Annotated in this window: 10 protein-coding genes and 4 tRNA genes; 10 read left to right on the top strand and 4 right to left on the bottom strand. The window is 69.4% G+C overall.

The window, feature by feature from the left end:
• Nucleotides 1-116: 116 nt before the first annotated feature.
• On the bottom strand, nt 117-2,237 hold the full coding sequence (locus MKW14_RS35090; protein WP_240869986.1) for a DEAD/DEAH box helicase: 2,121 nt from the start codon (nt 2,235-2,237) through the stop codon (nt 117-119).
• A gap of 837 nt (nt 2,238-3,074) precedes the next feature.
• Entirely contained in the window at nt 3,075-3,425 is a 351-nt protein-coding gene (locus tag MKW14_RS35080; RefSeq protein WP_240869980.1) for a metallopeptidase family protein, read from the bottom strand.
• 85 nt (nt 3,426-3,510) lie between these two features.
• On the opposite strand from MKW14_RS35080, the gene MKW14_RS35075 reads away from it, so the two are divergent.
• From MKW14_RS35075 to MKW14_RS35035, 9 genes are all read left to right on the top strand, one after another.
• Nucleotides 3,511-5,082: a metallophosphoesterase family protein gene (locus tag MKW14_RS35075; RefSeq protein WP_240869979.1), complete on the top strand. Its 1,572-nt coding sequence runs from the start codon at nt 3,511-3,513 to the stop codon at nt 5,080-5,082.
• A gap of 80 nt (nt 5,083-5,162) precedes the next feature.
• Nucleotides 5,163-5,235 (top strand) — tRNA-Glu (locus tag MKW14_RS35070).
• Between the two features lie 41 nt (nt 5,236-5,276).
• Nucleotides 5,277-5,351, top strand: a tRNA-Asp gene (locus tag MKW14_RS35065).
• Between the two features lie 25 nt (nt 5,352-5,376).
• A tRNA-Phe gene (locus MKW14_RS35060) sits at nt 5,377-5,450 on the top strand.
• A gap of 143 nt (nt 5,451-5,593) precedes the next feature.
• Nucleotides 5,594-5,779 carry a hypothetical protein gene (locus MKW14_RS41695; RefSeq protein ID WP_374116638.1) on the top strand — a complete coding sequence of 62 codons (186 nt, stop codon included), beginning with the start codon at nt 5,594-5,596 and terminating at the stop codon, nt 5,777-5,779.
• 79 nt (nt 5,780-5,858) lie between these two features.
• Nucleotides 5,859-6,227 (top strand): hypothetical protein, encoded by a 369-nt coding sequence (locus tag MKW14_RS35050; protein ID WP_240869978.1) that lies wholly within the window; start codon nt 5,859-5,861, stop codon nt 6,225-6,227.
• A gap of 68 nt (nt 6,228-6,295) precedes the next feature.
• On the top strand, nt 6,296-10,279 hold the full coding sequence (gene hrpA / locus MKW14_RS35045; protein ID WP_240869976.1) for an ATP-dependent RNA helicase HrpA: 3,984 nt from the start codon (nt 6,296-6,298) through the stop codon (nt 10,277-10,279).
• A gap of 93 nt (nt 10,280-10,372) precedes the next feature.
• A tRNA-Asp gene (locus MKW14_RS35040) sits at nt 10,373-10,447 on the top strand.
• A gap of 658 nt (nt 10,448-11,105) precedes the next feature.
• The gene (locus MKW14_RS35035) at nt 11,106-11,285 is read left to right on the top strand and encodes a DUF6274 family protein (RefSeq protein WP_240869975.1); all 180 of its coding nucleotides are present in this window, start codon (nt 11,106-11,108) and stop codon (nt 11,283-11,285) included.
• 475 nt (nt 11,286-11,760) lie between these two features.
• On the opposite strand, the gene bldC is transcribed toward MKW14_RS35035, so the two are convergent.
• Nucleotides 11,761-11,967 carry a developmental transcriptional regulator BldC gene (gene bldC / locus MKW14_RS35030; protein ID WP_003949541.1) on the bottom strand — a complete coding sequence of 69 codons (207 nt, stop codon included), beginning with the start codon at nt 11,965-11,967 and terminating at the stop codon, nt 11,761-11,763.
• Between the two features lie 495 nt (nt 11,968-12,462).
• Nucleotides 12,463-13,305, bottom strand: coding sequence for a DUF8083 family protein (locus tag MKW14_RS35025; protein ID WP_240869974.1), 843 nt, complete (start codon nt 13,303-13,305; stop codon nt 12,463-12,465).
• 220 nt (nt 13,306-13,525) lie between these two features.
• On the opposite strand from MKW14_RS35025, the gene MKW14_RS35020 reads away from it, so the two are divergent.
• Nucleotides 13,526-14,623: a Leu/Phe/Val dehydrogenase gene (locus tag MKW14_RS35020; RefSeq protein ID WP_240869973.1), complete on the top strand. Its 1,098-nt coding sequence runs from the start codon at nt 13,526-13,528 to the stop codon at nt 14,621-14,623.
• The last annotated feature ends 40 nt before the right edge of the window (nt 14,624-14,663 follow it).

The raw sequence follows: 14,663 nt of genomic DNA, 5'->3' as shown, positions 1-14,663 counted from the left end.
GATCTTACCTTCCCTTAACCTTGGGGGAGAGCCTTTTCTGACCGGGTGCACGACAAAGCGCCGTGGCCCTCACCAGGATCGGTGAGGGCCACGGCGCTCAGTGCTCGCTGACGGACTCAGCCGTTGCGCTTCCAGCGCGGCTTGTCGTCACGGCGGCCGAAGGAGCCGGTGCCGCGGTGGTCGTCACGGCGGCCGTACGGGCGGTCGTGGCTGCCGGTGCGGAAGCCCGGACGGTCGTCACGGCGGTCGCGGTTGAAGGGACGGTCGCTGCCACGGTGACCGCCACGCTCGTCCCGGCGCTCGAAGGAACGGCCGGCCGGACGGTCGTCACGGCGGAAGCCGCCACGGTCGTTGTCCCGACGCTCGAACCCACGCCCACCACGGTCCTCGCGGCGCTCGAAGGAACGGCCACCCCGGTCATCACGACGGCCGTCACGGCGGTCGTCGCGACGGAAGCCACCACGGTCGCCGTCCCGACGCTCGAACCCACGCCCACCACGGTCCTCGCGGCGCTCGAAGGAACGGCCACCCCGGTCATCACGACGGTCATCACGACGGTCATCGCGACGGAAGCCACCACGGTCGCCGTCCCGACGCTCGAACCCACGCCCACCACGGTCGTCACGGCGCTCGAAGGAACGGCCACCCCGGTCGTCACGACGGTCATCGCGACGGAAGCCACCACGGTCGCCGTCCCGACGCTCACGACGCTCGTACGACGGCGCGGCCTCCGTACGCTCCACGTCCTGCGCGACAGGCTGCTCGGGCACCGACACCTCCGCCGCCTCCACGGCAGCCTCGGCGACCGCGGCCTGCGCCTCGGCCACCGCCGCCTCCGGGTCCTCCCCGCGCTCGCGGGCGACCCGGGCCACCAGCCGGTCGGCCTCCTCGCGCAGCTCGCTCGCGCGGCGCTGCGCCCGCTCCAGCTGCTTGGTGAGGTGCGCGACCTCACGCTCGGCCAGCTGCGCGGCGTTCCCCGCGGACTCGGCCTGGACCTCGGTCATCGAACGGGCGCCGGTGATCTCGGCGACCTCGGGCTCGAAGGCCGTACCGGAGTTGATGATGTGACGCCCGGCGTCGACGCCCGCGTCCTCCATCAGCCGGAAGATCTGGCGGCGCTGGTGCGGCAGCGACAGGGAGACGACCGTGCCGGTGCGGCCCGCGCGGGCGGTACGGCCGGCGCGGTGCAGGTAGTCCTTGTGGTCGCCGGCCGGGTCGACGTTCAGCACGAGGTCGATGCCGTCGACGTGGATGCCGCGCGCGGCGACGTCGGTCGCGACCAGGCAGTTGACGTACCCGTCCTTGAAGTCCGCCAGCGTCCGGGTGCGCGCGCCCTGCGTCATGCCGCCGTGCAGCGCGTCCGCCTTCACACCCGCCTCGCGCAGCTGCTCCGCGACACGGTCGGCGCCCAGCTGGGTGCGGACGAAGATGATCGTGCGGCCCTTGCGGGAGGCGATCGCGGCCGTGACCGGCGCCTTGTCCTTCGGCTTCACGATCAGGATGTGGTGCGACATCGTGGTGACGGCACCCTGGGCGGCGTCCACCTCGTGGCTGACCGGGTCGTTCAGGTACCGGTCGACGAGGGTCTTGATCTCGTTCTCCATGGTCGCGGAGAACAGCATCCGCTGACCGCCCGCCGGAACCTGGTCGAGCAGCTCCGTCACCTCGGGCAGGAAGCCCAGGTCAGACATCTGGTCGGCCTCGTCGAGAACGGCGATCTGCACGTCCTCAAGGGAGCAGGCACCACGGTTGATGATGTCGCGGAGACGACCGGGGGTGGCGACGAGGATGTCGACGCCGCGCTCCAGGGCGTAGATCTGGTTGCCCATCGACGTACCGCCGCAGACGACCTTCATCTTCAGGCCGAGGACGTCGCCGTACGGCTGCAGCGCGTCCGCCACCTGCATGGCGAGCTCACGGGTCGGCGTGAGGATGACCGCGCGGGGCTTGTGCTTCTGGGTGTGGCCGCCGGCCAGCGTGGCCAGGGTCGGCAGACCGAAGGAGAGGGTCTTGCCGGAGCCGGTGCGGCCACGGCCGAGGATGTCCTTGCCCACCAGCGCGTCCGGAATGGTCGCGGCCTGGATCGGGAAGGGAGTGGTCACGCCGTTCTGCGCGAGCTTGCGCACGACGCCCTCGGGGAGACCGAGGTCCGCGAAGGTGACCTCGGGAGCTTCCACGGCGCCTTCGGTGCCCTCGTTCTCGGGCACGACGACGTGATCAGTACTGGAAATGGACATGCGTAAGCGAAACCTTCCGGAGTCTCGTCGGCACGCGCCCGTCAACTCCGTGAATTCGCAATACGACCGCCTCTATGCGGTCAGCCACGGCAAGGGAGAGAACGCGCCACGCGGCGCTCTCTGCAATGGCGCCGGGCAATGGGATCAAACGATCTACCACCATACGCACCCCCCACCCCCGAAGGCAAACCAGACCCCGCCCCTGTAGGCAAGGTCACGTGCCGCCCCGCACATCACACCGGCGACCCCGCCATCGGCGCCGGCTCACGGTCCTCCAACTGCGCCCCCGTGTCCTGATGCGCCGACGACGACGGCTCCGCCGACGACGACGGCTCCGTCGCGGACGACGGCGGCTGCTCGGACGGCGTCGGCTGCTCGGCACTCTGCGTCGGCGTGGGCTGCGCCCCCGTCGGCGTAGGCACCCCCGGCGCGGCACTCCTGCCCGGGCCGCCCCGCGCCGGAGCGGAACCACTCGGGCCCGCCGACGGCGAAGCACCCGGAGACGCCGACTCCCCCGCCTTCCCCCTGCCCTTCTTCCCCCCGTGCTTCCCGTCGGCCACCGCCCCCGTCCCGGAGCCGCCACCGGACACCGCCGACCCCCCACCCGAATCCGCACCACCCCGCCGGCCCGCCGAGTGCGCCGGCTTCGCGCCCCCGCCACCCCCGTCGTCACCCACGCTCATACAACCGGCAGTCGCGGCGACGGCCATGACCGTGACGGCCAGACGGACAGGTACGTACAAGGGGCGCACGGGGAGCCACCTCTCAGGCGGAGGGAGAAGTCAACCTCCTCAACTCCCGCCCCCCACAAGAGGACACGCGCCCGCCCCGCACCCCCTACCCGTACCCCAGCGCATGCAGCCGCGCGTCGTCGATCCCGAAGTGATGCGCGATCTCGTGCACCACCGTCACCTCGGTCTCCGCGACCACGTCCTCCCGGCTGTCGCACATCCGCAGCGTCGGCCCCCGATAGACAGTGATGCGATCCGGCAGCACACCGGCGTACCACTCCCCCCGGTCCGTCAACGGAGTGCCCTCGTACAGCCCGAGCAGCTCGGGATCGTCGGCGGGCGGTTCGTCCTCCACGAACACCGCGACGTTGTCCATCAACCGTGTCAGCTCCGGCGGAATCCGGTCCAACGCCTCGGCGACCAGTTCCTCGAACTCCTCGCGCGTCATCTCCAGCACACGCCCATTGTCAGCCACCGAGCGCCCGCACGAGAGTCACCAACCCGCCCGCATATCCACCCCCGCACTTGGGCATACGGGACCAATGGCCCGCGTCCCCGCCATGGCGTCGACCGTCGTGAACCGCATCCGCACGTCCCCGCACACCCTCACCCGCCACTACCGCTCCCGCCGACAACACCCCACCGCCGAACTCCTCCCCCAACCACACCCCTGGGCCCGCGCCCTCGGCCTCGTCGCGGTCGTCCTCCTCGGCGCCTGGCTCGGACTGCTCATCGTCGGCAACGTACGGGTACCGGTCGGCCCGATGAACACCACCATGACCCTCCGCCCCTCCCTCACCGGCGGCACGAAGATCAACGTCTCACCCCTGGGCGCCCTCGAACTCAACACCCACCACGCCCCCGTCCGCCTCGACGTCAACGTCGACCAGCTCGACCCCGTCCGCTCCCAAGCCCTCGTCGACCACCCCGAACGCCTCTCCGGCCTCCAGGACGAAGTCGCCCACGATGTCCAGCACGGCACCCTCGAGCTCGCCCTGCGCTCCTGCGTCGCCGTCGTCTCCGGCGCCACCGCCCTCGGCCTCGCCGTCTACCGCCGCCCCCGCCGCGCCCTCGCCGCCGGCGGCACCGCCCTCGCCCTGCTGATGGCCTCCGGCGCCACCGCCTACGCCACCTGGAACCCCGACTCCGTCCTCGAACCCAAATACTCCGGCCTGCTCTCCTCAGCCCCCTCCCTGGTCGGCAACGCCCGCAACATCGTCACCGAATTCGACGTCTACCAAAGGGAATTGGCCCGCCTGGTCACGAACGTGACCAAGCTGTACGACGTCACCTCCACCCTCCCCGCCTACCAGCCCGACCCCACCACCATCCGCGTCCTGCACGTCTCCGACATCCACCTCAACCCCGCGAGCTGGAAGATCATCGCCTCGCTCGTACAGCAGTACAAGGTCAACGTCATCGTCGACACCGGCGACACCATGGACCACGGCACAGCCGCCGAAAACGGCTTCCTGGACCCCATCGCCGACCTCGGCGCCCCCTACGTATGGGTCCGCGGCAACCACGACTCCCACCTCACCCAGCGCTACCTCGAACGCATGAAGAACGTCCACGTCCTCGACAACGGCAAGGCGGAGACCATCGCCGGACTGCGCTTCGCCGGCATGGGCGACCCCCAGTTCACCCCCGACCGCTCCAACAAACCCGGCGCCGACGCCTCCGAACAACTCGCCGGCGACCGCCTCGCCTCCGCCCTCAACGACCAGAAAGCCGCCGGCGCCCCCGTCGACGTCGCCATGGTCCACGAACCCTCCGCCGCCCGCGAGGTCGACGGCAACGTCCCGCTCGTCCTGTGCGGACACCTGCACCACGAGGGCGACGAGATCCTCAAGTACGGCACCCGGCTGCGCATGGAAGGCTCCACGGGCGGCAGCGGCCTGCGCGCCCTCGAACACAAGTACCCGGCCCCCATCGAGGCCTCGATCCTGTACTTCGACCGCGACAGCCGACGCCTCCAGGCCTGGGACGCGATCAAACTCGGCGGCCTGGGCGAGACCACGGCGGAGGTCAGCCGCCACCTCCCCGACGACAACAAGCCCGGGGCCACCCCCGCCACACCCACCCCATCAGCCCCTTCCCCCTCGGCCTCCTAAACCGTTTTGGCGATCCCTCCCCGCATCCCATATGCTTCTCACGTCCCCGACGCGCTGAGAAGCGCCCAGGCGGGCCGATAGCCCTCATCGTCTAGCGGCCTAGGACGCCGCCCTTTCAAGGCGGTAGCACGGGTTCGAATCCCGTTGGGGGCACGCAAAACCGTGTGCGACACTGGTGGTCGCTCACAAAGCTTGGTCCTGTGGAGCAGTTTGGAGTGCTCGCCACCCTGTCAAGGTGGAGGCCGCGGGTTCAAATCCCGTCAGGACCGCAAAGGCCTTGCAAAAGGCCTTGACGGCTGGGTAGCTCAGTTGGTACGAGCGATCGCCTGAAAAGCGATAGGTCGCCGGTTCGACCCCGGCCCCAGCCACAACTAAGGCCCCGATCTACGGATCGGGGCCTTTTTGTATGTCTCGTGCAGCGCGTCGTGGGTTCGATCTGGCGTATGCAGACGGTTCACTGGATCACGTGATCAGGTGATCAGGTGATCAGTCGAACAGGGGGCGGATGTTCATGGTGAGCGACTTCCACGGCTTCGAGATCGTCCGGCGCGGTTACGACCGTGCCCAGGTCGATGCCTACATCTCCCGGCTCGTCGCGGGTACGGCGCCCGACGCGCCCCCGGTCTTCGACCTTGCCCGTCGGGGGTACGACCGGGCGCAAGTGGACGCTCGGGTCGCTGAGTTGCGGGGGCGGTGACGGATGGGAGCAGGTTGGCACCGGGGGCGTGCGGCGCTAGGTTCTGGCGGGTCGGCGTTGGGGCAGGGAGCGGGGGACGATGAGTCACAGTGAGGCCAGAGCCATTCGGGACGTCGAGTTGGAGAAGGACCGGGCCCGGTACGGGCTGCTGGCCGTGGTGGTCAGCAATCTGGCCATCGCCGGGGTCGCGGTCTTCGGCGTGTGGCGGCTGGACGGTGACAAGTCGGTGATCGTGGGCGTGCTCACCGCCGCGTTCACCGCCGTGAGCAGCATGACGACCGCTTATCTGGGCATCAAGGCCGTGTCGAACACGGCCAGGTCGATCGCTCTGGGGGACGTCGGCAGCGCACGGCAGCAGGCCGCACCGGCCGCCACCGCACCCGCCGCACCGCCCGCCACGCCGACCGCCGCACCGACCTCCGCCCCACCCGCCCAGCGGACGCCGTAGGTGCCCGGTAGCCGCCGGTTACAAATCGTTCGCCACGCATTTCCCGGGGATGAGATCCTGGATCGCGTATGTCTACGCACCCTGCCCCTGGCACCCCGGCTCCCGGTACCCCGGCGCCCGGCACCCCGGCCCTCGGCTCCCTCGCCCCCCGCCTGACCGAGCTGTCCCTGCGCGACGCGCAGCGGCTCGGGCGCAGGCTCGAAGGCGCGCGCAAGATCCGTAAGCCGGAGGCTCGCGCCGCCGTGCTCGCCGAGATCGAGGGCGAGATCGGCAAGGCCGAGGAACGCATCGGCACCCGGCGCTCCCGTGTGCCCGCCGTCACCTATCCCGAGCAGTTGCCGGTCAGCCAGAAGAAGGACGAGATCGCCGAGGCCATCCGCGATCACCAGGTCGTCATCGTGGCCGGTGAGACCGGGTCCGGCAAGACCACCCAGATCCCGAAGATCTGTCTGGAGCTGGGGCGTGGGGTGCGCGGCATGATCGGGCACACCCAGCCCCGTCGTATCGCGGCCCGTACGGTGGCCGAGCGGGTCGCGGAGGAGCTGGACACCCCGCTGGGCGAGGCCGTCGGCTGGAAGGTCCGCTTCACGGACCAGGTGAACCAGGACGCGACCTTCGTCAAGCTGATGACGGACGGCATCCTGCTCGCCGAGATCCAGACGGACCGCGAGCTGCGCGCCTACGACACGATCATCATCGACGAGGCCCATGAGCGGTCCCTCAACATCGACTTCCTGCTGGGGTATCTGGCGCAGTTGTTGCCGCGCCGGCCCGATCTGAAGGTCGTCATCACCTCGGCGACCATCGATCCGGAGCGTTTCTCCCGGCATTTCGGGGACGCGCCGATCGTCGAGGTCAGCGGGCGGACGTATCCGGTGGAGGTGCGGTACCGGCCGCTGCTGGAGGACGACTCGGACGACTCGGACCGGGATCAGATCACGGCGATCACGGACGCGGTCGAGGAGCTGATGGGGGAGGGGAAGGGGGACATCCTCGTCTTCCTCTCCGGTGAGCGGGAGATCCGGGACACGGCGGACGCGCTCACTCGCAAGCAGTACCGCTTCACGGAGATTCTGCCGCTGTACGCCCGGCTGTCCCACGCCGAGCAGCATCGTGTCTTCCAACCGCACACCGGGCGCAGGATCGTTCTGGCGACGAACGTCGCCGAGACCTCTCTGACCGTGCCGGGCATCAAGTACGTCATCGACCCGGGCTTCGCGCGCATCTCCCGTTACAGCCATCGCACGAAGGTCCAGCGGCTGCCGATCGAGCCGATCAGTCAGGCCAGCGCCAACCAGCGCAAGGGCCGCTGCGGGCGTACGAGCGACGGTATCTGCATCCGGCTCTACTCGGAGGACGACTTCGAGGCTCGTCCGGAGTTCACCGACGCGGAGATCCTGCGCACGAACCTCGCGTCCGTGATCCTGCAGATGACGGCGGCCGGTCTCGGGGACATCGAGAAGTTCCCGTTCATCGACCCGCCGGACCACCGCAACATCCGTGACGGTGTGCAGCTGCTGCAGGAGCTGGGCGCGCTCGACCCGGCCGAGAAGGACCCGCGGAAGCGGCTGACGCAGACCGGCCGCAAGCTGGCCCAGCTGCCGGTGGACCCGCGGCTGGCCCGGATGGTGCTGGAGGCCGACAAGAACGGCTGTGTCCGCGAGGTCATGGTCATAGCCGCCGCGCTGTCCATCCAGGACCCGCGCGAGCGTCCCGCGGACAAGCAGACCCAGGCCGACCAGCAGCATGCCCGTTTCCGGGACGAGACCAGTGACTTCCTGGCCTATCTGAACCTGTGGCGGTACATCCGGGAGCAGCAGAAGGAGCGGGGTTCGTCGTCGTTCCGCCGGATGTGCAAGCAGGAGTACCTCAATTTCCTGCGCATTCGCGAATGGCAGGACATCTACACCCAACTCCGTACGGTCGCCAAGCAGATGGGCATCCACCTCAACGAGGACGATGCCCCCGGCGACCGCGTCCACGTCTCGCTCCTCGCCGGTCTGCTCTCCCACATCGGCATGAAGGACGTGAAGGAGGGCGCGAAGAACGAGTATCTGGGCGCCCGCAACGCCAAGTTCGCGATCTTCCCGGGTTCGTCGCTGTTCAAGAAGCCGCCGCGGTTCGTGATGTCGGCGGAGCTGGTGGAGACCTCACGGCTGTGGGCCCGTGTCAACGCGAGGATCGAGCCGGAGTGGGTCGAGCCGCTCGCGGAGCATCTGCTGAAGCGGACGTACAGCGAGCCGCACTGGGAGAAGGACCAGGCGGCCGTGATGGCGTACGAGAAGGTGACGCTGTACGGCGTCCCGATCGTCGCCGACCGGAAGGTCAACTACGGCCGGATCGACCCGGAGGCCAGCCGCGAGCTGTTCATCCGCAACGCGCTCGTCGAGGGTGACTGGCGCACACACCACAAGTTCTTCGCCGACAACCGCAGGCTCCTCAGCGAGGTCGAGGAGTTGGAGCACCGGGCGCGGCGCCGGGACATCGTGGTGGACGACGACACGCTCTTCGACTTCTACGACCAGCGGGTGCCCGAACACGTGGTGTCGGGCGCCCACTTCGACTCGTGGTGGAAGCGGAAGCGGCACGAGCAGCCGGAGTTCCTGGACTTCGAGCGGGAGATGCTGATCCGGGAGTCGGCCGAGGCGGTCACCAAGGCGGACTATCCCGACAGTTGGCGGCAGGGGCAGCTGAAGTTCCGGGTGACGTACCAGTTCGAGCCGGGGGCGGACGCGGACGGTGTGACGGTTCACATCCCGCTCCAGGTGCTCAACCAGGTCACGGACGAGGGCTTCGACTGGCAGATCCCGGGTCTGCGGGAGGAGTTGGTGACGGAGCTGATCCGTTCGCTGCCCAAGCCGATCCGCCGCAACTACGTGCCGGCGCCGAACTTCGCGAAGCGTTTCCTGGACACGGCCGTGCCCCTCCAGGAGCCCCTGACCACCACCATGGCGCGCGAGCTGAAGCGCATGGTGGGGGTGCCCTTCGAGGCGGAGGACTTCGACTGGTCGAAGGTGCCGGACCATCTGCGGATCACCTTCCGGATCGTCGACGAGCGCCGTCGCAAGCTGGCGGAGGACAAGGACCTGGAGGTACTGAAGCTCCGGTTGAAGCCGAAGGCGCGCAAGGCGATCTCGCAGGCCGCGGCGGCCACCGCCGAGCGGCAGGGCGGGGAGTCCCTGGAGCGCAAGGGGCTGACCGACTGGACGATCGGCTCGCTGACGCGTGTCTTCGAGACGCGCCGGGCGGGGCAACCCGTCAAGGCGTACCCCGCGCTGGTGGACGAGGGCGACACGGTCTCGGTCCGGCTCTTCGACACGGAGGCGGAGCAGGCCGAGGCGATGTGGAAGGGCACGCGGCGGCTGATCCTGCGTAACATTCCGGTCAATCCGGCCAAATTCGCGAGCGATCATCTGACGAACGCGCAGAAGCTCGGGCTGTCGGCGAATCCGCACGGCTCGGTCCAGGCGCTGTTCGACGACTGCGCGATGGCGGCGGCGGACCGGCTGATCGGTGACTTCGGAGGGCCGGCGTGGGACGAGGAGTCGTACCGGAAGCTGTACGACAAGGTGCGCGCGGAGATCGTGGACACGACGGTGCGGACGGTCGGGCAGGTGCAGCAGGTGCTGGCCGCCTGGCAGGCCTGCGAACGCCGCCTGAAGGCCGTACGCAGCCCGGCGCTGCTGGCGAACCTGCAGGACGTGCGTCAGCAGCTGGACGCGCTCGTGAGGCCCGGTTTCGTGACAGAGGCGGGGCTGCGGCGGCTGCCGGACCTGATGCGGTATCTCGTCGCCGCCGATCGCCGGCTGCAGCAGATGCCGACGAACGTCCAGCGGGACACGACCCGTATGGAGAAGGTGCACGAGATGCGGGACGAGTACGCGTGGCTCCTGGAGCAGATGCCGCAGGGGCGCCCGGTGCCGCAGCAGGTTCTCGACGTGCGCTGGATGATCGAGGAGCTCCGGGTGAGCTATTTCGCCCACGCGCTCGGCACGGCGTACCCGATCTCCGACAAGCGGATCGTGAAGACGATCGACCAGCTGGCCCCGTGACGACCCCCGCACGCTAAGTGAGTTCGACCAGGCGGCTCCCCTCCTGTACAGTCTCTTCTCGCAGCGCAACGCACGAATGGCGCCGCGAAACCTGGTCCTGTGGAGCAGTTTGGAGTGCTCGCCACCCTGTCAAGGTGGAGGCCGCGGGTTCAAATCCCGTCAGGACCGCAACGAAGGCCCGCGCCCGCAAGGGTGGCGGGCCTTTTGCCTGCCCCGGCCACCAGCAAAGGTGCCGGGTCCGACACCTCCCCGGACCGCCCGCCAACCGGAGGCCGCGCCCGCGGCGCAAGCCGCAATCGACCGCAGCAAATCCCGTCAGGACCGCAACGAAGGCCCGCGCCCGCAAGGGTGACGGGCCTTTTGCCTGCCCCGGCCACCAGCAAAGGTGCCGGGTCCGACACCTCCCCGGACCGCCCGCCAACCGGAGGCCGCGCCCGCGGCACAAGCCGCAATCGACCGCAGCAAATCCCGTCAGGACCGCAACGAAGGCCCACGCCCGCAAGGGTGACGGGCCTTTTGCCTGCCCCGGCCACCAGCAAAGGTGCCGGGTCCGACGCCTCCCCGGACCGCCCGCCAACCGGAGGCCGCGCCCGCGGCACAAGCCGCAATCAACCGCAGCAAATCCCGTCAGGACCGCAACGAAGGCCCGCGCCCGCAAGGGTGGCAGGCCTTTTGCCTGCCCCGACGAAGGCCCGCACCCACACAGGGTGGCGGGCCTTCTTCGTGCGAGGCCGTTCTCACGGCTCCCAGGCCGTCTTGACGGCGTCGGGATCCCTCGGTACCCAGGGATCAGGGCCCGTTCCCGTGCGGCCCCTGGAGGTGGCGTATGGCGGCTTCGGTCAGGCACGAGACGCGGGCGTTGCTCCGTGCGCATCTGTCGGCCGCGTCGTCGTACGGGCATCTGACCCGGCACTGCGCGATCTGCCACCATCTGCTGCGACTGGCGATGGACTCCGCGCCCAGAGCCGCCGAGGCACCGGACGAGACGGCCCCGAAGGAGCGCTGAGCCCCAACGGCCGCCGCGCCAGGGGGCGGTGGTGGCTCGGATGCCTCCTCTAGCGCACGGGGAGCAACGGCAACAAGCTCCCCGGCATGTGACGGGTGTCACCGCATGAGTTTCTGAAACCGCGGTACTTACACCCCACCTACAACTGGTCAATTTAATATGTGCAATTGCACCCCTGTGTCGCCCCGCCCGCCGGCCCCCTTCTGAGGTCGCCCACAGGAGATCCGACACCCCTCCCCAGACTCCGACAAGCCCGCTCACAGGGCGATCGGTCCTGTGCCCGACGCGCACAAAAAAGATCGCGCTGGACCCGGCGGAGTCCAGCGCGATCGACGACGCACCCTTGTCACTTGCCTGAGAAGCCCCTGGGGGCTTGGGCGTGGGCTCTGTTGGGGCAGAACCCGCGTCGCTTGGAGCTAGGGTTCGGGCATCTCGGCACGTTGGGGACCTGCCGGTTTGCCCGCTATTGAGTTGTTCAGGCCTCGCTGCGCTGCTGCGGAATGCCCGCGAGCAGAGCGCGGACCTCGGCCTCGCGGTAACGGCGGTGCCCGCCGAGCGTACGGATGGACGTGAGCTTGCCGGCCTTCGCCCACCGCGTGACCGTCTTCGGGTCCACGCGGAACATGGTGGCGACCTCAGCCGGGGTCAGCAGCGGCTCGGCATCAGGGGTGCGAGCGGTCATGAGCGGCCTCCTCGGGAGAACCGAACCTTCTCGGTTCTTTCCTCTAAATTCTGCACCTTGACCCGCGTTGCCCGAAATGGCGGACGCGAGTCGAGTCGGTTATAGGACGAACGGCTTGTCCTCGGCACTACAACTACACCATCTGTCCAGCCGCGTCGGCCAAACCGATGGAATTGCCCCTCCAGGTGTTCATCACCGACGGAAGCCGATGGACCATGCCATAGCGGACAGTCACGCCACTGTGACGATCAGTCACAGAAGCGCGCAGGAGTCGTCAAGCCCCCCAAAGAAGAGCCTCCCCCGAACCCCTTGTCCTATTTTGGCATGAGGAGGGGCAAGAGATGCAAGAGCCGGGTACGTGCGGTCCGTCACGCTTGATACACAGTGAGGCGTACGCCCGGATCGGGACCTACGTCGCTTGTCGGCGAAAGCTCAAGGGAGCATGGGAACTTCTTGAACGAGGACGAAACCCCAAAACGGGCGTCCCGTCAAACGTCAGTTCGCCGAGCGCCGTTCCCTGACCGACCGCCAGCGCTCCACCAGCCGCCCGTACGCGGTCCCCGCGGCCGCCCCGTCACCGAGCCGCAGCGCCTCGATGCCCTCGGCCACGTCGGCCGCCGAGTGGTCGTCCTCGAGCTCGCCGGCCGACAGCGTGTGCACCAGCCCGCCGTAGTCCAGTTCGACCAGCGAGCGCGGATGGAACTCCTCCAGCCAGCGCCCCACGTCCACCAGACCGTCGATGAGCGGCCCCTCGTCGAGGGCGTCCTTCAGGGCCCGCAGCGCCCGCGCCACCCGCCGCCGCGCCTGCACCATGGGCGTGCGGTACCGCAGCATCGGCGGGATCTCGCCCGACCCCTTGTCGAAGCGCCGCTCCTCGTCGGAGACCAGCACGAACCAGTGCAGCGGCACCTGCCAGGTCGAGGTGCGGATCCAGGGACGGGCGTCCGGGTTGCGCGCCAGCCAGCGCTCGTAGTCCTGGGTGGCCTGGCGCCGTACGACCTCGGGCAGCACCGCGTCCAAGACCGGCTTCGGCAGCTCCTCGGGCAGCTCCTGCAGGGCCTGCCAGCCGCGCAGCCGGGTCCGCCACGGGCACACGCACACGACGCCGTCCACATCCACCACGAACGCGTCGCTGCTCTCGTGCACCGGCACCGGGATCGGCGGGGTGGGCAGCAAGTCGGCCAGCGCGCGACGCAGTTCGTCCTGGTACGAGGGGCGCTGCGGGCGGCGGGCGTAGCGCGCCCAGTGGCTGCGCTCCGGCTCGGGGAAGGCGGCCAGCGGTTCGTAGACGCGGAGGTAGGTCGCGTACGGGACGATCACCGAGGACACCTTGGGCACGCCTGCTCCCTCCCCCGCCCACCATCGGGAAAACCTGCGGAACCCGCACACAAACCCGCGGGAAATCTATGCAAATCGTCGCACGGCCTCACGCCACCGGTAGGTGATCCTGAGCACTGCGCGGATGGCGGGGCGATCAGGGTCTAAATTCGTGCTCACAGCCCCGCCACCCCCAGGGGCCCAAGTCCCACCCGCCGCTACTGCTTCAGGAGTCACCACAGTGACCGACGTAACCGGCGCACCTGCTGATGTACTGCACACCCTGTTCCACTCGGACCAGGGCGGACATGAGCAAGTCGTGCTCTGCCAGGACCGCGCGAGCGGCCTGAAGGCCGTCATCGCCATCCACAGCACCGCCCTGGGCCCCGCGCTCGGCGGCACGCGCTTCTACCCGTACGCGAACGAGGCGGAGGCCGTCGCCGACGCGCTCAACCTCGCGCGCGGGATGTCGTACAAGAACGCCATGGCCGGTCTCGACCACGGCGGCGGCAAGGCCGTGATCATCGGGGACCCGGACCGGGACAAGACCGAGGCCCTGCTGCTCGCCTACGGCCGCATGGTCGCCTCCCTCGGCGGCCGCTACGTCACCGCCTGCGACGTCGGTACGTACGTCGCCGACATGGACGTCGTCGCGCGCGAGTGCCGCTGGACGACCGGGCGCTCCCCGGAGAACGGCGGCGCCGGCGACTCCTCCGTCCTCACCGCGTTCGGCGTCTACCAGGGCATGCGCGCCAGCGCGCAGCACCTGTGGGGCGACCCGTCGCTGCGCGGCCGCAAGGTCGGCATCGCGGGCGTCGGCAAGGTCGGGCACCACCTGGTGCGGCACCTGCGGGACGAGGGCGCCGAGGTCGTGATCACCGACGTGCGCGAGGAGGCCGTGGGGCGGATCCTCGCGGCGCACCCCGAGGGCGTCACGGCGGTCGCCGACACCGCGACCCTGATCCGCGTCGACGGCCTGGACATCTACGCGCCCTGCGCGCTGGGCGGGGCCCTGAACGACGACACCGTGCCCGCGCTGAGCGCGCGGATCGTCTGCGGGGCGGCCAACAACCAGCTGGCCCACCCGGGCGTCGAGAAGGACCTCGCCGACCGCGGGATCCTCTACGCGCCGGACTACGTGGTCAACGCCGGCGGTGTCATCCAGGTCGCCGACGAGCTGCACGGGTTCGACTTCGACCGGTGCAGGGCGAAGGCGGCGAGGATCTTCGACACCACGCTCGCCATATTCGCACGTGCGAAGGCGGATGGGATTCCGCCGGCCGCGGCGGCCGACCGGATCGCCGAGCAGCGCATGGCCGAGGGCCGCGGAGCGCTCTGATTCCGTAAGGTTTCCGGGCCTTTCGGGGTTTGGCCGGTAC

The organism is Streptomyces gilvus, from assembly GCF_022513565.1.
Lineage (GTDB): Bacteria > Actinomycetota > Actinomycetes > Streptomycetales > Streptomycetaceae > Streptomyces > Streptomyces gilvus.
Note: the sequence above shows the minus strand (reverse complement) of the source record. Positions and strands in the feature narration are given on the sequence as shown.